The organism is Glycomyces sp. NPDC046736, assembly GCF_040645615.1.
Lineage (GTDB): Bacteria > Actinomycetota > Actinomycetes > Mycobacteriales > Micromonosporaceae > Glycomyces.
Map to the genome: position 1 here is coordinate 130,873 of NZ_JBEYYO010000012.1, position 18,849 is coordinate 149,721.

16 protein-coding genes are annotated in these 18,849 nt (G+C 68.7%); 10 read left to right on the forward strand and 6 right to left on the reverse strand.

What is annotated here, in order from left to right; genetic code table 11:
• Positions 1-58: 58 nt before the first annotated feature.
• Positions 59-997 carry a glutamate ABC transporter substrate-binding protein gene (locus AB0B28_RS13825; RefSeq protein WP_360120609.1) on the reverse strand — a complete coding sequence of 313 codons (939 nt, stop codon included), beginning with the start codon at positions 995-997 and terminating at the stop codon, positions 59-61.
• A 46-nt stretch (positions 998-1,043) separates the two neighbouring features.
• A complete protein-coding gene (locus AB0B28_RS13830) occupies positions 1,044-1,796 on the reverse strand; it encodes an amino acid ABC transporter ATP-binding protein (protein WP_360120611.1) in 753 nt (250 codons plus the stop codon).
• A 252-nt stretch (positions 1,797-2,048) separates the two neighbouring features.
• Between AB0B28_RS13830 and lipB the strand changes: the two genes are divergently transcribed.
• Positions 2,049-2,732 (forward strand): lipoyl(octanoyl) transferase LipB, encoded by a 684-nt coding sequence (gene lipB / locus AB0B28_RS13835; RefSeq protein ID WP_360120613.1) that lies wholly within the window; start codon positions 2,049-2,051, stop codon positions 2,730-2,732.
• Positions 2,733-2,777: 45 nt separating this feature from the next.
• Here the strand turns inward: lipB and AB0B28_RS13840 are convergent, their stop codons facing one another.
• Together AB0B28_RS13840 and AB0B28_RS13845 are read right to left on the reverse strand one after the other, a co-directional pair.
• Complete coding sequence (locus tag AB0B28_RS13840; protein WP_360120615.1) at positions 2,778-4,160, reverse strand: alpha/beta hydrolase; 1,383 nt, start codon at positions 4,158-4,160, stop codon at positions 2,778-2,780.
• A 426-nt stretch (positions 4,161-4,586) separates the two neighbouring features.
• A complete protein-coding gene (locus tag AB0B28_RS13845; protein ID WP_360120617.1) occupies positions 4,587-5,378 on the reverse strand; it encodes an ABC transporter ATP-binding protein in 792 nt (263 codons plus the stop codon).
• Positions 5,379-5,551: 173 nt separating this feature from the next.
• Between AB0B28_RS13845 and AB0B28_RS13850 the strand changes: the two genes are divergently transcribed.
• Positions 5,552-6,568, forward strand: a complete 1,017-nt coding sequence (locus AB0B28_RS13850; protein WP_360120619.1) for an ABC transporter ATP-binding protein — start codon at positions 5,552-5,554, stop codon at positions 6,566-6,568.
• The gene (locus AB0B28_RS13855) at positions 6,565-7,578 is read left to right on the forward strand and encodes an ABC transporter permease subunit (protein WP_360120621.1); all 1,014 of its coding nucleotides are present in this window, start codon (positions 6,565-6,567) and stop codon (positions 7,576-7,578) included. The genes AB0B28_RS13850 and AB0B28_RS13855 overlap by 4 nt, the downstream gene beginning before the upstream one ends.
• A gap of 295 nt (positions 7,579-7,873) precedes the next feature.
• Here the strand turns inward: AB0B28_RS13855 and AB0B28_RS13860 are convergent, their stop codons facing one another.
• Together AB0B28_RS13860 and AB0B28_RS13865 are read right to left on the reverse strand one after the other, a co-directional pair.
• Positions 7,874-9,052: an ROK family transcriptional regulator gene (locus AB0B28_RS13860; protein WP_360120623.1), complete on the reverse strand. Its 1,179-nt coding sequence runs from the start codon at positions 9,050-9,052 to the stop codon at positions 7,874-7,876.
• A gap of 347 nt (positions 9,053-9,399) precedes the next feature.
• Complete coding sequence (locus AB0B28_RS13865; protein ID WP_360120625.1) at positions 9,400-14,241, reverse strand: NAD-glutamate dehydrogenase; 4,842 nt, start codon at positions 14,239-14,241, stop codon at positions 9,400-9,402.
• Between the two features lie 174 nt (positions 14,242-14,415).
• Between AB0B28_RS13865 and AB0B28_RS13870 the strand changes: the two genes are divergently transcribed.
• Genes AB0B28_RS13870 through AB0B28_RS13900 form a run of 7 tightly spaced genes read left to right on the forward strand, consistent with a single transcriptional unit; the run spans position 14,416 to position 18,836 of the window.
• Entirely contained in the window at positions 14,416-15,021 is a 606-nt protein-coding gene (locus tag AB0B28_RS13870) for a DUF4178 domain-containing protein (protein WP_360120627.1), read from the forward strand.
• 52 nt (positions 15,022-15,073) lie between these two features.
• Positions 15,074-15,568 carry a DUF2617 family protein gene (locus tag AB0B28_RS13875; RefSeq protein WP_360120629.1) on the forward strand — a complete coding sequence of 165 codons (495 nt, stop codon included), beginning with the start codon at positions 15,074-15,076 and terminating at the stop codon, positions 15,566-15,568.
• A gap of 28 nt (positions 15,569-15,596) precedes the next feature.
• On the forward strand, positions 15,597-16,070 hold the full coding sequence (locus AB0B28_RS13880) for a DUF4247 domain-containing protein (protein ID WP_360120630.1): 474 nt from the start codon (positions 15,597-15,599) through the stop codon (positions 16,068-16,070).
• Between the two features lie 30 nt (positions 16,071-16,100).
• Complete coding sequence (locus AB0B28_RS13885; RefSeq protein ID WP_360120632.1) at positions 16,101-16,526, forward strand: DUF350 domain-containing protein; 426 nt, start codon at positions 16,101-16,103, stop codon at positions 16,524-16,526.
• A gap of 13 nt (positions 16,527-16,539) precedes the next feature.
• A complete protein-coding gene (locus AB0B28_RS13890; RefSeq protein ID WP_360120634.1) occupies positions 16,540-18,117 on the forward strand; it encodes a polyamine aminopropyltransferase in 1,578 nt (525 codons plus the stop codon).
• A 42-nt stretch (positions 18,118-18,159) separates the two neighbouring features.
• The gene (locus AB0B28_RS13895) at positions 18,160-18,312 is read left to right on the forward strand and encodes a hypothetical protein (RefSeq protein WP_360120636.1); all 153 of its coding nucleotides are present in this window, start codon (positions 18,160-18,162) and stop codon (positions 18,310-18,312) included.
• 53 nt (positions 18,313-18,365) lie between these two features.
• Positions 18,366-18,836 (forward strand): hypothetical protein, encoded by a 471-nt coding sequence (locus AB0B28_RS13900; protein WP_360120638.1) that lies wholly within the window; start codon positions 18,366-18,368, stop codon positions 18,834-18,836.
• The last annotated feature ends 13 nt before the right edge of the window (positions 18,837-18,849 follow it).

Consider the following 18,849-nt stretch of genomic DNA (forward strand, 5'->3'; position numbering starts at 1 on the left):
CGAGAGGGGGGCGGCGGCGGCCGGGGCCGCCGCCGCCCTGCCTAGAGCGGGATGCCGGTTACTTGGCCGCGTAGCGGTCCGGGGTCGGCGGCGCGGGCATCTCCATGCCGGCCGCGCCGAAGGTCAGGTTGAAGGCCTTCTCCCAGTCGCCGTTGGCGATGGTCGCTTCGATCATGTCGTTGACGAAGTTGCGCGCGTCGGTCTCGCCCAGCGGCATGGCGATGCCGTACGGCTCGTCGGTGAAGTTGACCGAGGAGTCGAGGACGCGGAACGCGTCGGGCTTGTCGACGGTGAAGCCGTAGAGGATGGTCTCGTCGGTGCTGACGGCGTCGGTCTGGCCGTTCTCCAGGGCCTCGGCGCAGGCGGCGTAGTCGGCCAGCGGCGTGATCTTGGCTTCGGGGTTCTCGGCCTCCATGTTGCCGATCGAGCCCGAGCCCTCGGCGATGCAGACGTCCTTGCCGGCGAGGTCGGCCACCGAGTTGATCGAGTCGTCGTCGGCGCGGACCATGACGTTCTGGCCGGTCTCGAAGTACGGGCCGGCGAAGTCGAAGGAGTCCAGGCGCTCGGGGTACATCGAGTAGGACGCGATGACCACGTCGACGGTGCCGTCGTTGACGTAGGTCTCGCGGTTCTGCGAGGTCGTCTCGACGAACTTCAGGTTCGCGTCGCCGCCCTCCTCGATCACTTCACCGAAGATGTACTGGGTGAGCAGACGCGCCATCTCGGCGTCGATGCCCTCGATCTTGCCGGTGGCGGTGTTCTTCTGGCCGATCAGCGGCTGGTCGTACTTGACGCCGACGGTGATGAAGCCCTGGTCCTTGATGTCCTGGATGTAGCCGGCGGGAAGCTCCGGGGCCGCTTCCAGGGAGTAGGAGCCGACGGACTCTTCGAGCTCGTCCTGCTTCTCCTGTTCCTTGCTGGCCTCGCCCGAACAGGCGGCCAGCGACATCAGGGCCGCGGCGGCGGTGACTGCCGCGATCTTCTTGAATGCGCGCATGTCTGTTTCCTTTCCTTATGGGGCAACAGTGTGGTGGTCTACTGGCTTAGTGGGACATGACCTTCGAGAGGAAGTCCTGGGCCCGCTCGGTCTGCGGGTTGTCGAAGAACTCGTCGGGGGTGGCGACTTCGACGATCTGGCCGTCGGCCATGAACACGACCCGGTTGGCCGCGCGGCGGGCGAAGCCCATCTCGTGGGTCACCACGACCATGGTCATGCCCTCGCGGGCGAGGTCCTGCATGACGTCGAGGACCTCGTTGATCATCTCGGGGTCGAGCGCCGAGGTCGGCTCGTCGAACATCATGAGCTTGGGGTCCATGGCGAGCCCGCGGGCGATCGCGACGCGCTGCTGCTGGCCGCCGGAGAGCTGCGAGGGGAAGGCGTCGGCCTTGTCGGCCAGCCCCACGCGCTCCAGGAGCTGGCGGGCGCGCTCGTCGGCCTTGGCCTTGGGGGTGCGGCGGACCTTGATCGGGCCGAGCGTGATGTTCTGGAGCACCGTGAGGTGCGCGAAGAGGTTGAAGTGCTGGAACACCATGCCGACGTCGGCGCGCAACCCGGCGAGGGCGCGGCCCTCGGCGGGGAGGGGCTTGCCGTTCACGGTGATCTGGCCGGTGTCGACCGTCTCGAGCCGGTTGATGGTGCGGCACAGCGTCGACTTGCCGGAACCGGAGGGTCCGATGAGGACCACCACTTCGCCGTCGTCCACGTTCAGCTCGATGTCCTTGAGCGCGTGGAGGTTCCCGAAGTGCTTGTTGACCCCGGAGATGGTGACCATCGGAGCCTTCGGCTTTGCTTCCATTCGTATCCCTGTGGTCGTGTAACCCTCGACTGGCGCGGGGCGAGCGGATTGGGCTTTAAGTACCCAAGGAATAGTAGTGTGACAGCTCACGCGCAGTCCGTGGGGAGGCCGACAGCCGCAACTAGTCGGCAATTAAGTAACAGCCCCATAAAGAAGGACCAGGACATTACGGGTTGGAAGCCTCCGCGGAACACGCGTGACGTCCGCGGCGTTGGCTGGCCGCGGCGGCCGGTGCGGGTTTACTGTCGAACCATGACTGCGCCAACTGGAACGACCGCGCCGACCGGCCCCGCGAGCGCCGGGTCGATCACGGTCGAAAAGCGCGGCCTCATGGACTACCAGGAGGCCTGGGACTACCAGAAGGAGCTCCAGCAGCGGCGGATCGACGACGAGATCGGCGACACCGTGCTGCTGCTGGAGCACCCCAGCGTGTACACCGCGGGCAGGCGGACCGAGACGTGGGCGCTGCCCCAGGACGGGACCCCGGTGGTGACCACCGACCGGGGCGGGCAGATCACCTGGCACGGGCCGGGGCAGATCGTCGGCTACCCGATCATCAAGATGCGCAACAAGGTCGACGTGGTCGGCTATGTGCGCCGCGTCGAGGACATGATCGCGGCCGTGTGCCACGAGTTCGGGGTGGCCTCGGCTCGCGGGCGCCTGCGGGACCGCACGGGCGTGTGGCTGCCGGCCGACGACCAGGGCCCCGAGCGCAAGATCTGCGCGATCGGGGTGCGGGTGCGGTGGGCGACCACGATGCACGGCTTCGCGCTCAACTGCGACCCGGACATGAGCTACTGGGAGCGGATCGCGCCGTGCGCGATCACCGACGCCGACGTCACCAGCCTGTCGCGGGAGTTGGGCCGCTCGGTCACCGTCGAGGAGGTCCTGCCGGTGGTGGAGAAGCACCTGGGGCTGCTGCTCGAAGGCGAGTAGCGCCAGAAGCGATGACGGGCACGGCCGCGGCCGTGCCCGTTCGCGCTATCCGCACCGCTCGTAGGCCTGCGGCTGCTCTTCGGCGAGGTCGGGGGCCTCGTGGAGGAGGACCTTGAGGATGTTGTTCCACGCGTCGGACTCGGGGTAGAAGATCTCCGAGTGCGAGTGCACGCCTTCGACGGGCTTGCCGGAGATGCCCCGCTCGGCGAGGCTGAGCCCGTAGTCGTCGACCGCGCCGGGGGCGTCCGAGAGGTTCCCGGTGGCGAGGTTCTGCACCCCGGGGAAGTCGTCGGGGTCGGCGCCGTGGCCCAGGAGCGGCACGTACGGCATGCCCTGGACGTAGGAGATCGGGTCGCCGGGGGCGGTGATCGAGTAGCGGGTGCGGCAGGGCTCGGTGTAGTCCTCGGGACTGTAGACGTCGTTGCCCATGCCCGCCGAGGCGATGTGGAGGATCTGGTCGGCCGCGAGGTCGTGGGTCTCGGCGTAGCCGATGACCGCGCCGCCGTAGGAGTGTCCGGCGAGGGTCAGGGGGGTGTCGGCGCCGATCTGGTTTTGCAGGTCGAACGTGAAGGACGCGAGGCTCTCGGCGGCGACCTGGGACCACGAGGCCCAGGACTCCTCGACCCAGCCCGAGGGCCAGGACGCGGCGGCCCACACGACCACGGCGAGTTCGCCGTCGGCGGCGTCGACGAAGGACTTGGCCCGCTGGTAGTACAGCTCGAAGTTCTCGCTGGAGAGGACCGCGGAGCCGCCGGGGACGAGCACGGCCACGTCGTCGGCGGTGTGGAGGTCGCCGACGATCTCGATCCAGGAGCCGTCGCCGGCGTTGTTGTAGGGGTCGAGGTATATGAACTGGCGGTCGGTGTCGATGAGCGCGGCCAGCTCGGCGCGGGCGGGGCGCTCGGCGTCGACGGTCCAGGGGCGCTCGGGGCTGTCGTAGGTGGTGGAGTCCTCGGTGGCCGCTTCGAGGACGAGCCGGTTGGCGGTGACGCGGGCGTCGAAGGGCGCGCCGGGCAGGTCGCCGATGAGGGTGGGGTAGAGCACCGAGAGCCAGGCGGTGGGCTCGGCGCCGAGGTCGGTGAAGAACGCGTTGACCTCGACGGGGTCGAGCGAGCCGTCGGCGGCCTGGAGCTGGGCCAGGGCCGCACCGAGCTCCCCGGAGTCGGGGTCGGGCGCGGCGGCGGCGAGCTGGGAGGCGGTGAGGGGGTCGGCGAGCGCCGCTTCGAGCGCGGCCTCGGGGTCGGCGCCGGGCACGGGCGCGGCCGCGCGGAGCGCGGCGAGCTCATCGGCGGGGTCGGCTTCGAGCTCGGGCACGGGGCGCAATTGGTCGGCCTCGGCCTCCCCGAACCGGGTCAGACCCGCGAGGTACACGAGCGCCAAGACGCCGACGGCTGCCAGGACCGTCGCGCGCCACCACCGGAATCTCACCGAGCCAGCCTAACCGAGGCGCCTTGGCGGCGGCGAACACCGCTTGTGTGAGACCGGCCGGAGGGCACGGTCCTACCAAGAGACCCGTATCGCTGGGCCCCCGGTATAAACCCTGACATGGGGGTACGACAACCCCAGCACGCCAACGAATGTGAGCCGCAACACGCAAAGAGCGACGGCGGCCGACGACCAGCGCGAGACCACGACGGTTCAGACGGAGCGGCCTCCGCACGGGGGCGGAATCCCGCTCCCCGGCGGCCTACTGCGGCAGCTTCACCTGGCGGCCTCCGCACGAACACGGAATCCCGGTCGATGCGGGACCGCCCGCCAGAAACCGGGCAAGCCCGGAGACGCCGGTCGGGGCGATCGCCTTCGTCGGAGCGACGCCCGGACGACGTGAGCGGCCGAGACGACCTGCGGCTTCGTTCAGGCAGCGGTGGCGGTGAAGCGGCTGCCGTTGGCGGTGAGCGTCAGGGGCAGACCGAAGGCCTTGGAGAGCGTCTCGGAGGTGAGCGCCTGGGCGATCGGGCCCGAGGCGATCACGCCGCCGCTGGAGAGGACCAGCGCGTGCGTGAAGCCCGGGGGGATCTCTTCGACGTGGTGGGTGACCAGGACCAGCGCGGGCGCGGCCTCGTCGCGGGCGAGGCCGCCGAGGGTGGCCACGAGCGCTTCGCGGGCGCCGAGGTCCAGGCCCGCGGCGGGTTCGTCGAGGAGGAGCAGTTCGGGATCGGTCATGAGCGCGCGGGCGATGAGGACGCGTTTGCGTTCGCCTTCGGAGAGCGTCCCGAACAGACGGTCGGCGAGCTGGGCGACGCCGAGCCAGCGCAGCAGCGAGGTCGCGCGTTCGTCGTCGAGCGGGTCGTACTGCTCGCGCCAGCGGCCCATCATGCCCCAGGCGGCGGTGCGCACGACGTCGAACGCCTTCTCGTCGCTGGGGATCGCGTCGGCGACCTGGGTGGTGGTCAGGCCGATGCGGGGTCGCAGCTCGAACACGTCGACGCGGCCGAGGCGCTCGCCGAGGATCTCGACCACGCCGGAGGTGGGGTGGTTGCGGGCGGCCGCTAGGTTGAGCAGCGTGGTCTTCCCGGCGCCGTTGGGGCCGAGGACGACCCATCGCTCGTCGGCGCCGACACCCCAGTCGATGCCGTCGAGGAGCTGGTTGCCGCCGCGTCGGACGGTGACGCCGGACAGTTCGAGGACGCGTTCAGACTGAGCCACGGGTCAATGTAACCACGGGCGCGGCCCGGGCGGTCGCGGGCGGCCCGGGAGGCGGTGCCGTGACACACGATCCGGGCGGCGGCCGTCGCGACGCAACAGCGCGGCGTCTCGCGGCGTCTGAGTAGTACCCCTGCGGTCGCGAGCTGGCCGTCACTGCGAACTGGAATGAGCACATGCCCCCCATCATCGAGATATCGGGGCTGCGGAAGACCTATCGAAGGTCGTTCCGGCAGCCGCATCATGCGTTGGACGGCCTCGACCTGGAGGTCGCCGAGGGCCAGGTCCACGGTTTCCTGGGCCCCAACGGTTCGGGCAAGACCACGACGCTGCGGGCCCTTCTGGGCCTGATCCGCGTCGACGGCGGCACCATGCGGATCTTCGGCGAGGAGGTCCCCCAGCGGCTGCCGCAGGTGGTCTCCCGGATCGGCGCGGTGGTCGAGTCGCCGCAGTTCTTCAAGCATTTCTCGGGGCGGTTGACGCTCCAGTTGCTGGCCGAGAGCGCGGGGGTCGACAAGAACCGGGTGGAGGAGGTTCTGGAGCAGGTGGGTCTGCGCGACGCCGCGAAGGCCTCCGTCAAGGGATACTCGCTGGGCATGCGGCAGCGGCTCGCGGTCGCGCAGGCGCTGCTGAAGCAGCCGCAGCTATTGATCCTGGACGAGCCGGCGAACGGGCTGGACCCGGCCGGGATCCACCACATGCGGGAGCTGCTCCAGTGGCTCGCGCATTCGCAGGGGGTCACGGTCGTGGTCAGTTCGCACTTGCTCTCTGAGGTGCAGGTGCTGTGCGATTCGATGACGATCGTGTCGCGGGGCCGGCGGATCGTGGACGGGAACGTCGCCGAGATCATCGCCGGGCACTCGGGCGCGAGCCTGAACGTGCGCCTCCCGGACGCGGCGTCGCTGCCGGAGGCCGTCGAAGTGCTCACGGCCTCCGAGCCGGAGGTGAAGGCCGTGATCGCCAGGGACAAGCTGGTGGTCTCGGGCGCGCCCGAGCCCGCATGGGTCACGCAGACGCTCGCCGAGGCCGGGCTCTATCTCTCTGAACTGACGACGGAGACGAAGAACCTGGAGTCGGTGTTCCTGGAACTGACCGGAACCGCGGCGACCCCGGGCGAGACCGTCCAAATCGGACAATCGGTCGAGGTCGCTCCGGTCGAGGCCGAGCTCCAGGTGGAAGGTGTGCAGCAGTGAACCTGTTCAAGACCGAACTGCGGCGCATCCTGCGCCGGCGACTGACGCTGATCTTCGGCATCCTCAGCGCCGCGGGCCTGCTGACGCTGGTGGGCGTCATGGGCGCGATCTCCAGCAAGGGCCCTTCGGAGGGCGATCTGGCCGAGGCGCAGATCTGGGCCGACGAAGCGAACGAGACCAACCCCGAATTCAACGACTGCGTCCGCGACGAGGACCACTTCGAGACCGAGGACTACGTGTGGGTCCGGGAGGACCCGGCCTACGAGGATCTGACGCACCAGGAGCGCTGCGAGTACTTCGTGGGCGGCTTCACCGCGGAGGACTACCTCTACGTCTACACGTTCAACTTCGCGAACGAAGGCCAGTACACGCTCGTCGGCGTCGTGATCGTGGTCGGGCTGATCATGATGATGGTGGCCTCTTCGGCGATCGGCGCGGAATGGTCGAGCGGCGGCATGTCGAACCTGATGGTGTGGCACCCGAACCGGCTCAAGGTGTGGGGCGTGAAACTCGGTGCGGCACTGGCGATCTGCGCGGCCGCGGTGGTGGCGTTCTCGTTGCTGGCGTTCGGGTTGCTGTACCTGGTGGCGGTCCTGCGCGGCGAGGTCGGGGACATGAACTCGGCCTGGTGGGAGAACTCGACGGAGCGCTGGTCGCGCACCGGTCTCCTGGCGCTGGGGATGACCGCGCTGGGCGCGTCGCTGGCGATGCTGGGCCGCCACACGGCGATCGCGAGCGGCGTGATCGCCGGTTACCTGATCGTCGGCGACTTGATCGTCAGTCTCGTGAGCATGGCACTGCCGATGGACTATCCGGAGCGGCTGTCGCTGTACACGTGGGTGAGCGCGTGGATTTCAGGCAGGGTCGAGCTGTACAACTGGAACGCCGAGGAGTTCGTGCCGGACGTCATGGTTATCACCTCGACCGACGCGGGCCTGCTGCTCGGCGGGGTCGTCCTGTTCTTCGCCCTGCTGGCCACCTGGTCCTTCCGGCGCAGGGACGCCGCTTAACGATTCATACGATTCGTCGTGACAGGTGCGCCCCGATTCGGGGCGCGCCTACGGCGTTTCCGATCCAGTTTCGACCCGTAACAAAGAAGTCCACGGGCCCCCGGTATAGACCCTGACACGCGGGTACGACAAGCCCGCGGCCGCGAAGTGCCCGGCCTGCGGGGTGGAACGGTTTTCGGGCAGGGGGTCTCGATTAAGGAGCCGTTCGCGTGGGCCCCCGGCATAAACCCTGCCCGAGGGGTACGACAGTTTCGGGGTCTCAGAAGGGGACTGCCGGGAAGATCACAGGCCGAGCTTAGGCGCCTTGATCGAAGAGGCTTTCTCGGACTGCGTCGAGGCTGTGGAGGATCGCGCCTCGCATGACCGGTTCGTCGATGACCGTGCCGGCGACGACGCTCGGGGTGACCGGGGCGAGTTGGGCGGTCTGGGCGGCGACGCGGCCGGCGAGGACGAGGCCGCCGGTGTAGCCCACGGGGCCGCCGAGGACGACCACGGTCGGGTCGAGGAGGACGCAGACCGCGACGATGCCGAAGGCGATGCCGCGCGCGATCTCGTCGAGGCAGGCTTCGCCCTCCTCCCCCGCCGCGAGCGCGGCGGCCACGATGTCCTCGGGGTCGTTGCCGTCGAAGCCGTACTTCGCGCCGATGTCGAGCACGGCGTCGCCGCCGATGACGCGCTGGTAGGAGCCTTTGGAGAGGCGCGTGACGACCCCGCCGGTGGGCAATTCGCCGCCGGGCACCGGGAGGAACCCGATCTCGCCCGCGGCGCCGCTCGCGCCGCGGTAGAGGCGCCCGTTGAGGATGACCCCGAGACCGAGGCCGCCGCCGAACCACGCGTACACGAACTCGCTGGCCCCGCCCGCGCCGCCGGAGCGCTGCTCGGCGATCGTGGCGAGGTTGACGTCGTTCTCGATCTCCACGACCTGCGCGAACTCCTCGTTCAAGGCGGTGCGCAGGCCGCGGTGCCAGGCCGGGAGGTTCCAGGAGAAGCCGATCTCGCCGCTCACGGGGTCGATCACACCGGGGGTGCCGATGACGATGCGTTCGACCTTGCTCATCTCGATCCCGGCGTCGGCCACCGAGTCGGTGACGACGCGGCGCACGACCGCGACCGGGTCGGTCGAGCCTTCGACGTCGATCTCGGCGCGGCCGACGATGCGGCCGGTGAAGTCGGCGCACGCGCCCTTGGTGGTCACGGGGCCGACCTCGACGCCGACGACGTAGGTGAAGGTCGGCACGGCCGCGTACAGCGACGCGTTCGGGCCCCTCCCACCGGACTTGGAGCCCACGACCTCCACGAGCCCGCGGGTCTGGAGCCGCTCCATCATCTGCGAGGCGGTGACCTTGGACATGGAGGTGCGCTCAGCGAGCTGCGCGCGCGTCTGGGGTCCCTCTTCGAGCAGGAGCTTCAGCGCCGCCTGGTCGTTGAGGACGCGCAGCAGCTTGGGCACCCCGGGGGTGTGGCTCTTCGGCATTCGTACTTCCTTCTCCTCCGAGCTCACATTATCCACGCGGTGCGAACGCTCCAACCCCCACCGGCCACCATTCCCGCACACGCGAACGAACCACGCATGGTGATTTTCCCGTCATCTTCGCCCCGAACCCCCCGAAACTGTCGTACCCCTCGGGCAGGGTTTATACCGGGGGCCCACGCGAACGGCTCCTTAATCGAGACCCCCTGCCCGAAAACCGTTCCACCCCGCAGGCCGGGCACTTCACCGCCTGAGGACTGTCGTACCCGCATGTCAGGGTATTGATCGGGGGCCCGTGATTTCGCCGGTTACGGGTCGTACCCAGCTTCTCAACGGACCCCCAGCGCGCGTTATTCGCCGTCCGTGTCGACCAGGCTGCGGATCTGGCGCAGGGAGACCGAGAGGACCGCGAGCTTCTCGTCGGAGCGGTCGGCCTCGTCGGTGGCCTCGTGGATGCGTTCGAGCTCGGCCGCGTTGCGCTCGGCCCACGAGTCGACCGCCTCGGTCGGGTCGGTGCCCGGTTTCGCTTGCAGCACACTGGCGGTCAGGCCCGCCATCGCTCCATAGAGGTCGTACCGCAGGGCCGATCGCGCCAGCGTCTGCCAGCGGTTCGTGCGCGGCAGGGCCGAGATCTGGTTGAGGATCTCGTCGAGGTGCACATGCGCGGCGATGCCGTAGTAGACCTCGGCCGTGTTGCCCAGATCCATGTCGTACACGCGTGCGCATTCGACCACGTCGACCAGGCCGAACCCGAAGATCGGCGCCGAAGCGTCCCGCGCGATCTCCACGGGCATCCCGCGCTCTTCGAGCTGGTCGCAGAACTCCTCGAACCCGACCGCCTCCGAATCGGTGAGCAGCTCCGGCAGCCGCGGCTGGAGGACCTGGAGGCCCGGGCGCAGCCTCCCGATCTCGGCGGCCACGTCGAGGTTCCCGCGGCGGTGCTGCACCAGCCACCGCACACCGCGGTCGAGGAGCCGCCGGATCACCAGCAGGCTCGCGACCTGCGCGTCCTGCGGCACCTGGCTGTCGAGGGCCTCGATGCGGCGCCACAGGTCGGGCAGGCCGAAGGCCTCGCGGATGATCACGTAGGCGCGCAGGACGTTGGCGACGTCGGCGCCGGTCTCGTCGGCGATGCGGAACAGGAAGGTGGTGCCGCCGCGGTTGACAGCCTCGCCGACGACCGCGGTGGTGATGATCTCGCGGCGCAGCGGGTGGTCGGCCATGAGGTCGGCGTACGGCTCGCGCAGCGGCGCGGGGAAGTACTCGCGCAGGACCGGCGCGGTCCAGTCCTCGTCGGGCAGTTCGGAGTCGAGAACAGCGCGCTTGGCCCAGATCTTGACGTAGGAGAGCAGCACGGCCAGTTCGGGTTCGGTGAGCGCGCCCCCGGCACCGCTGCGTTCCTTGAGTTGCTTGTCGCTGGGGAGGCCTTCGATCTCGCGGTCGAGGCCGACGTGCTTCTCCAGGTACTTCATGAGTCTGATGTGGACGGGGAGCAGTCGGGTCTTGAGGCGCCGCGAGTTGGCCAGCGCCATGTTCTGGCCGTAGTTGTCGGCCAGGACCGCGTCGGCGACGGCATCGGACATGTCCATGAAGAGGCGGTCGCGGCTGGCGGGGTCGATGCGGCCGGTCAGGGCTGCCGAGCGCAGCAGGATCTTGATGTTGACCTCGTGGTCGGAGGTGTCGACGCCCGCGGAGTTGTCGATGAAGTCGGTGTTGATGCGCCCGCCGAGGCCCTCGGGGCCGCCGAGCTGGGCGTATTCGATGCGTCCGAGCTGGGTGAAGCCGAGGTTGCCGCCTTCGCCGACGACGCGGCAGCGGAGGTTCTCGCCGTTGACGCGCACCGCGTCGTTGGCCTTGTCGCCCGCCGCGGCGTCGGTCTCGGTGGTGGACTTGACGTAGGTGCCGATGCCGCCGTTCCAGAGGAGATCGACTGGGGCGGTGAGGATCGCGCGGATGAGTTCGGGCGGGGTGAGGTCCTTGACGTCGGCGTCGATGCCGAGTGCGGTGCGCACTTCGTCGGAGACGGGGATGGATTTGGCCGAGCGTTCCCACACGCCGCCGCCCTTGGAGATCAGGGCGGGGTCGTAGTCGGCCCAGGTGGAGCGGGGCAGGTCGAACAGGCGGCGGCGTTCGGCGAAGGACGTGGCCGCCTCGGGGTTGGGGTCGATGAAGATGTGCATGTGGTTGAACGCGGCCACGAGGCGGATGTGCTCGGACAGGAGCATGCCGTTGCCGAACACGTCGCCGGCCATGTCGCCGATGCCGACGACGGTGAAGTCCTGGGTCTGGGTGTCGAGGCCTTCGGCGCGGAAGTGGCGTTTGACCGATTCCCATGCGCCCCTTGCGGTGATGCCCATCTTCTTGTGGTCGTAGCCGACCGAGCCGCCGGAGGCGAACGCGTCGCCGAGCCAGAAGCCGTATTCGGCGGCGACGGCGTTGGCGATGTCGGAGAACGTGGCGGTGCCCTTGTCGGCGGCGACGACGAGATACGGGTCGTCGCCGTCGTGGCGGACCACGTTCGGCGGGGGCACGACGGTGTTGTCGGCGTCGCGGTTGTCGGTGATGTCGAGCAGCGCGGAGATGAACTCCCTGTAGCGGGCCACGCCTTCGGCCTGGAAGGCCGCCCGGTCGGCGAAGGACTCCTGCTTGAGGACGAATCCGCCTTTCGCGCCGACGGGCGTGATGACGGTGTTCTTGACCTCTTGGGCCTTGACGAGGCCGAGGATCTCGGTGCGGAAGTCCTCGCGGCGGTCGGACCAGCGCAGGCCGCCGCGGGCGACCTTGCCGTATCGCATGTGGACGCCTTCGAAGTGCGGTGAGTACACGAACACTTCGAACATGGGGCGGGGCTTGGGAAGGAAGTCGATCGATCGCGCGTCGAACTTGAACGCGATGTGCTCCTTGGGGCGGCCGCCCTGCCCGCGTTGGAAGTAGGAGGTGCGCAATGTGGAGCGGATGAGGGTGAGGAAGGCGCGGAGGATGCGGTCGGCGTCGAGGTTGGGGACGGCCGCGAGGCCTTCGGCGAGGTCCTCGTCGATGCGGGCGACGGCGTTGTCGCGGTCGGCCCCGACGCGGGGGTCGAAGCGGGCGTCGAAGAGCCGCACCAGGTTCGCGGCGATCTCGGGGTAGGCGCCGAGGGTCGCGGCGATGAACTCCTGGGAGAACACGAACCCGCACTGGCGCAGGTACTTCGCGAGCGCGCGGAGGACCACGACCTGGCGCCAGGTGAGCCCGGCGGCGATCACGAGTTCGTTGAGGCGGTCGGATTCGGCCTCGCCGCCCCACACGGCGCGGAACGCGTTCTCGAACCGCACCCGCAGCTGCGGCACCGATTCGGCCGCGTCGCCGGGCAGTTCGATCGCGAAGTCGGAGAGGAAGATCGTGCCGTCGGCCCGCTTGATCCGGTAGGGGCGTTCTTCGGCGACGCGGACGCCGAGGTCGCGCAGGACCGGGAGTGCTTCGGAGAGGCCGACGGGCTGTCCGTAGGCGTAGACCTTGAAGTGGACGTTGGCGTCGTCGCCGCCGCGGCGGAACAGTTGGAGTTCCATGTCGCCGGCGTCGTGGAGCATCTCGAGTTTCGCGATGTCCTTGGCGGCGTCCATTGGGGAGTGTTCGGCTTTGTACGCGGGCGGGTAGGCGTCGGCGTAGGCCTTGTAGAGGGTGCGCGCCTGTCCTTCGCCCACATGGTGATCGAGCTGGAGGGCGAGGTCGGCGTCCCAGGAGCGGGTGGCGTCGGCCAGTTCGGACTGGATGGACTCGATGTCGACCGGGTCGTGCTCGGCGAACGGGTCGATGCGCACCACGAAGTGGAGGCGGGCGAGCACCGATTCGGTGACGCGGGCGTCGTAGTCGACCGCGGCGCCGTGGAGGCGGCGGCGCAGGATCGTCTCGATCTTCATGCGGTTCTCGGTGTTGTACCGGTCCCGCGGCAGGTAGACGAGGCAGGAGTAGAAGCGGCCGTAGACGTCTCGGCGCGCGAACAGGCGCAGGCGTCGCCGTCCGGCCAGGCGCAGCACGCCCATAGCGGTCGTGTACAGGTCGTCGGTGCGGGCCTGGAACAGTTCGTCGCGCGGGTAGGTCTCCAGGGCGGTCACGAGGTCCTTGCCCGAGTGGGAGGAGAGGGTGACGCCCGAGCGGGCGAGCACGTCTTCGACCTTGCGGCGCACCACGGGCAGCTCGGTGACGCTGGAAAGGTAAGCAGCCGAAGTGAACAGGCCCAGGAAGCGCAGTTCCCCGTCCGGTTCTCCGCCCGCGTCGAACGTCTTCACCCCGATGTAGTCCATGAAGGACGTCCGGTGGACGGTGGAGCGCGCGTTCGACTTGGTGATCACCAAGAGTCGCTTGGTCCCGATCTGGGAGCGGGCGTCGGCGTTGAACGAGGCGATCGGCCGCGGCTCGGCCGGAGCGCCGCGGAGGAGCCCCAGTCCGGTCTCGGCCATCGGGGTCAGCGCCTGGGTCTCACCTTCGCCGGTGAGCTTGTACTGGCGGAACCCCAGGAACGTGAACTTGTCGTCGGCGAGCCAGCGCAGCAGTTCGACGGTGTCGTCGATGTCCTTGGGCGGGACGGGGAGTGGTGAGCCGTCGAGGTCGTCGGCGATCTGGACGGCTTTGCCGCGCATGGCCTGCCAGTCGGCGACGCACACGGCGACGTCAGCGAGGACGGTGCGGATCTCGGATTCGAGGCGGGTGAGGAAGTCGGTGTCGGAGATGCGCTGGGTCTCGATGTGCATCCAGGATTCGACCAGGCCGCCGTCGGCGGGGGCTTCGACGATGCGCCCGTCTTCGTCGCGGCGGACCGGGACGATGGGGTGGACGAACACGGAGATGTCGATGCCGTGCTTGTTGAACAGGCCGGTGAGGGTGTCGACTAGGAACGGCGAGTCGTCGCAGACGAGGTCGACGCGGGTGGAGGCGCTCGCGTCGGGGCCGTCGCGGTCCTCGGGGCAGTCGATCTCCAGTCGCACTTCGCCGGGTAGGCGCACCTCGGCCATGCGGCGGTGGTGGGCGGTGGTCTCCAGGATCTGCTGGGCGCTGCGGCCGACGAGGTCGTCGTCGGAGACCAGGCTCCAGTAGAGCTCGACCAGGCGGGCGAGGGATTCGTCGGTTCCGGCCAGGTCGGCCGCCTCGGTCAGCAGTTCCTCCCGGTCGGGGAGGGTTTCGCGGAACTCTTCGTCGCCGATGAACGCCAACACGTCTCGATCTCCAAACCGAATCGCTTCGGTTCACCTCATCGTGAACCGCCTACAGGCTAGATCCTATGGTTCCCCGGCGACCTACGGGTGACCTCGGAGCGGCCGACACCGCGTAGAGTGAGGCAGGGAACCCCCTCCCCCACGACACCGTCCCCCGAATGCGAAGGCAGTGCCATGATCTGGGTCGTCCTCATCCTCGTCGCCGCGGCATTGGTCGTGTGGTGGCTCTGGCGTAAGAACGCCCGAAAGAGCGAGGAGACGGCGGCGCGGCCCGGTCCGGTCGATCCGTTCGCCGACGCCGACACTGACGTGCTGCGCGGTGACCCCAGGCGTCTGCGGGCCTCGGACCTGGTCGAGGTCTACGGCAAGACGCTCGCCGTGCGCGGCACGTTGCGGTTGACCGAGGGCGATTACGCGTGGGCCGAGCACTTCTTGGACACCGGTACGGGTGTCAAGCGGTGGCTGTCGGTCGAGGCCGACCCGGACCTGGAGGTCGTCCTGTGGGAAGAGGTCACGGGGTCCGAGCTCGAACCGGGTCCGCGTGAGCTCAGTCACGACGGCGTCTCGTATCGGTTCAACGAGAAGGGCAAGGCGAAGTACGTGAGCGAGGCCACCACGGGCCTGTCGGCGACGGGTTCGGTCCGCTACCACGACTACGCCGGGCCCGACGGCCAGAAGCTCTCCTTCGAGTCCTTCGGCGACGGCGCCAAGTGGGAGATGGCCAAGGGCCTGACCTTGGACCGAGGCCAGATCACGATCTACCACCAGAGCGAGTCCTAAGGCCCGCTCCCCCGCCGATCCCCCGGAGTCCACGCTGATAGCGCATATCGAGGTGCCGTTCGCCGACGTCTCGGCCGCCTCGCTCACCTTCCGGCCCGACGCCCCGTCGATGCCGGTCCTCGACCGTCTCGAACGCGACGCCGGGCCGCTGCGGCTGTCCCTGCGATTGCTGGGCGCGAGCCACCAGGCCGTCGTCGCCACCCCTGACGGGACGCTCGCCGAGACCCTCGCCTACCGCTCCGAGCTCGGCCCCGACTTGCCCGAGGACTTCACGCAGCGGGTCGGGGCCTGGCGGCACCGCTACTCGTGCAAGGTCGAACGCTTGACCGTTCCCCAGCTGCGCGAACGCGTCCGGGCCTTGAGGGACCGCGCGGTGATGCGCACGGGCGAACCGGACCTGCTCGTGGGCCTGTTCGGCGGCGATCCTGACGCTTTGACGGCCTTGGAGGTCACCGGGACCGAGCCGCTGTCGTGGCGGACGGTGCACACCTACCCGCAGTACGGCGAGGTCGTGACCACCGACAGCAGCGTCGTACCGCTAGTGTGAGACCACCCCAGTACCAGAGGATCCACCCATGTACAACGGCAACGAGCCATCGGAGCGCCCCCAGCCGGAGCGCTCGGCGAAGAAGCCACTGGCCGTCATCATCGCGATCGTCCTCGGCGTCGTGGTCTGCTGCGGCGGCGTCTGGCTGTCGAACACCGACTTCAACAACCCCACCGACACGATCCGCGACAACTACACGCGGGCGGCGAATCTCGACGAGGGCGGCGGGACGGCGTACACGTCGAGCTCGTCCCCCGCGACCGTGTCCACCGAGATCGACCGCGCCGCCAGCGCGCGTGAGAAGCGCAGCTCGGACGGGGTGTACTACCTCCAGTATTCCAAGCACATCGTCGCGGTCATGCCCCATCAGGGGGGTTCGAAGATCCTCCTCCACGATTACCGCAGCGGTTACAACCACTATTCGTCGGTGTTCATCCTCTGGGGTTGGTCGTCCTCGCCTCCGTCGCCGTTCCGTGGCGGCGGTCCCGGTTCCGGCAAGTAGTCCTCCCCACAACTCGAAAGGCATCGCCCAATGTTCGAAGACCTTCTCGGCGCCGTCGCCGGCGCCGCCGCCTACACCGCCGTCGGGATCGCCCTGATGGTGCTGGGTTATCTCGTCACCGACTGGCTGATTCCCGGCAAGCTCGGGGAGCAGGTGTGGAAGGACCGCAATGTCAACGTGACGATCATGTTGACCGCCAACATCCTCGGTGTGGGCCTGATCGTGGTCGGCGCGATCTGGGCGTCGACGGGGAGCCTGGTCGAGGGCCTGGTGTCGACGGCCGTGTTCGGGGTGATCGGGTTGGCCGCGATGTCGGTGGCGTTCGTGGTCTTGGACTGGTTGACGCCGGGCAAGCTGGGCGACATCCTCGCTTCGGACACGCCGCAGCCTGCCGTGTGGGTTCACGCGGCGATGCATCTCGCGCTCGGCGGGGTCATCGCGATCGCGTTGTCGTGATTGCGGTCCGCGCTTGACCGCTGAGTCCACCCCTCAGACGGAGTTGTCGCCGCGTCGGGTCCGCCTGGCGCGGTTCGGGCTGCTCGCGACCGCGTTCGCGGTGTCGGCGTGCGGGCTGGTGTACGAGCTCGCGCTCATCACGTTGGGCGCTTACCTGGTGGGGAACACCGCGAAGCAGGCGTCGATCGTGTTGGCGGTGATGGTCTTCGCGATGGGTCTGGGCGCGTTGGCGGCGAAGCCGCTTCGGCGGTGGCCGGCGCTGGCGTTCGCGGCCGTGGAGATCGCTTTGGCGCTGCTGGGCGGTTTCAGTGTGATGCTGCTGTACGCGGCGTTCGCGTGGACTGAGTTGTACAGTTTCCCGCTGGTGCTGGTGGCGGCGGCGATCGGGTTGCTCATCGGGGCGGAGATTCCGCTGCTGATGGAGTTGCTGCAACGGATCCGGGAGCAGGCGGCGGGTGCGGCGGTCGCGGATTTGAACGCGGCGGACTATATGGGCGGGCTCATCGGGGGCTTGGCGTTCCCGTTCGTGCTGTTGCCGTTCTTCGGGCAGATTCAGGGTGCTTTGCTGGTGGGCGCGGTGAACGCGGTGGCCGGGGTGCTGCTGGTGTATCTGCTGTTCCGCAAGGACATGTCGGGGGCGGCGAAACGGTGGCTGGCGGTGGCCGCGGCGGGGACGGCGCTGTTGCTGGTGGGGGCGTTCGCGTATACCGACCGGTTCGAGACGGCGGCGCGGCAGGCGCTGTATGCGGCGCCGATCGTCTACAGCGAGGACTCGCAGTACCAGCAGATCGTGATGACCGAGGCGGCGTCGCCGTTCGGGGAGCGGGACCTACGGCTGTATTTGAACGGGGATCTTCAGTTCTCTGCGGTGGACGAGTACCGGTATCACGAGGCACTGGTGCATCCGGCGATGGCCGGACCGCACGAGAACGTGCTGGTGCTCGGCGGCGGTGACGGGCTGGCGGTGCGGGAGGTCTTGCGGTACGAGGACGTCGAGTCGGTGACGTTGGTGGACTTGGACGGTGCGGTCACCGATCTGGCGCGGACGTTCGACGACCTCGTGGAACTCAACGAGGGTTCGATGAACGATCCGCGCGTGGAGGTCGTCAACGAGGACGCGTTCACGTGGATGCGGGCGCAGACGGGGGTGTGGGACACGATCATCGTGGACATGCCCGACCCGGACGCGACCGAGACCGCGAAGCTCTACTCGGTCGAGTTCTACGAACTCACCGCCGACCACTTGAATGACACGGGCCGGATGGCCGTCCAGGCCGGGTCGCCGTATTTCGCGCCGAAGTCGTTCTGGACCATAGGGTCCACACTGGACGCGGCCGGTTACGCGTCGACCCCGTACTGGGTTTCGGTGCCCAGTTTCGGCGACTGGGGCTTCCACCTCGTCCACGTGGACGGCGAGGCGCCGGACCTTTCGCTTGACGAGACGGCCGGGCCGTTCAAGTCCCTCACCCCCGAGGTCCTCGAAGCGGCCCAGGTCTTCCCACCCGACCGCGCCAAGATGGACATGCAGCCCTCCACCCTCATGCACCCGGTGATCCTCGACATCGTCGAGTCGGAGTGGCGCCACTACTAAGCGGCCCAGCACTGCTCGGCTCGGCTCGGCCCGAGCAGTGTGGTGTCACGGCTCACCCGGATCGGCTACGACGGCAAGATCCGGCCGCTGAGCACCCTGACCGCGAACCGAGCTGATGCGGCCAGCCTGCTCACCGCCGTGGTACGCCGTACGTCCGAAGACCGCTGGAAACAGCGCGAACGACGCCGAACCTGACGCCTGCGGCACCGCGTGGTCGATGGACATCGCGAAGTACCGTTGCGCCCATCATGACGAGCAGACAGCATCCGAAGCCGGTGAGTCCCGCGGGGCGAGTGGTCTTGTGGGTGCTGCTCGTGTTCGTGATTCTGCTGACGCTCGGGGTCGGCCTGTCGCTGATCGGTGACGGCGTCAACGGCCGCCGCACCCTGGAGGAAGGCCCGGTCGGGACGTTCACGCCGACCGAGCGGGGATCGTGCGAGACGACCTGCGCGTTGATCGGGGATTTCACCAGCGCCGACGGCACGGTCATCGAACGCGACGTGGAGCTGAAGGGTCGGCGCGCCGTGAGTTCGGGGCCGCTGCCCGGCGAAATCGAGGACGTGCGCCTCGACGCCGAATCCCGTCGCCCGGTGGCCTATACGGTCGGCTTCGACTGGCGGTCGTCGGTGTTCAAGGGGAGCGCGGTGCTGCTCGTCGGTGTGGCGGTCGCGACCGTTCAGGTGGTGCTGATTCGGCGGCACCGGCGCGCGAGCACGTGAGAAGGCCCGGCCA

Bases quoted from the DNA above. Each gene is read 5' to 3' on its own strand.
- AB0B28_RS13825 (WP_360120609.1), bottom strand. From the start codon at position 997: ATGCGCGCATTCAAGAAGATCGCGGCAGTCACCGCCGCCGCGGCCCTG.
- lipB (WP_360120613.1), top strand. From the start codon at position 2,049: ATGACTGCGCCAACTGGAACGACCGCGCCGACCGGCCCCGCGAGCGCC.
- AB0B28_RS13900 (WP_360120638.1), top strand. From the start codon at position 18,366: ATGACGAGCAGACAGCATCCGAAGCCGGTGAGTCCCGCGGGGCGAGTG.
- AB0B28_RS13880 (WP_360120630.1), top strand. From the start codon at position 15,597: ATGTACAACGGCAACGAGCCATCGGAGCGCCCCCAGCCGGAGCGCTCG.
- AB0B28_RS13870 (WP_360120627.1), top strand. From the start codon at position 14,416: ATGATCTGGGTCGTCCTCATCCTCGTCGCCGCGGCATTGGTCGTGTGG.
- AB0B28_RS13860 (WP_360120623.1), bottom strand. From the start codon at position 9,052: ATGCCGAAGAGCCACACCCCCGGGGTGCCCAAGCTGCTGCGCGTCCTC.
- AB0B28_RS13830 (WP_360120611.1), bottom strand. From the start codon at position 1,796: ATGGAAGCAAAGCCGAAGGCTCCGATGGTCACCATCTCCGGGGTCAAC.
- AB0B28_RS13850 (WP_360120619.1), top strand. From the start codon at position 5,552: ATGCCCCCCATCATCGAGATATCGGGGCTGCGGAAGACCTATCGAAGG.
- AB0B28_RS13885 (WP_360120632.1), top strand. From the start codon at position 16,101: ATGTTCGAAGACCTTCTCGGCGCCGTCGCCGGCGCCGCCGCCTACACC.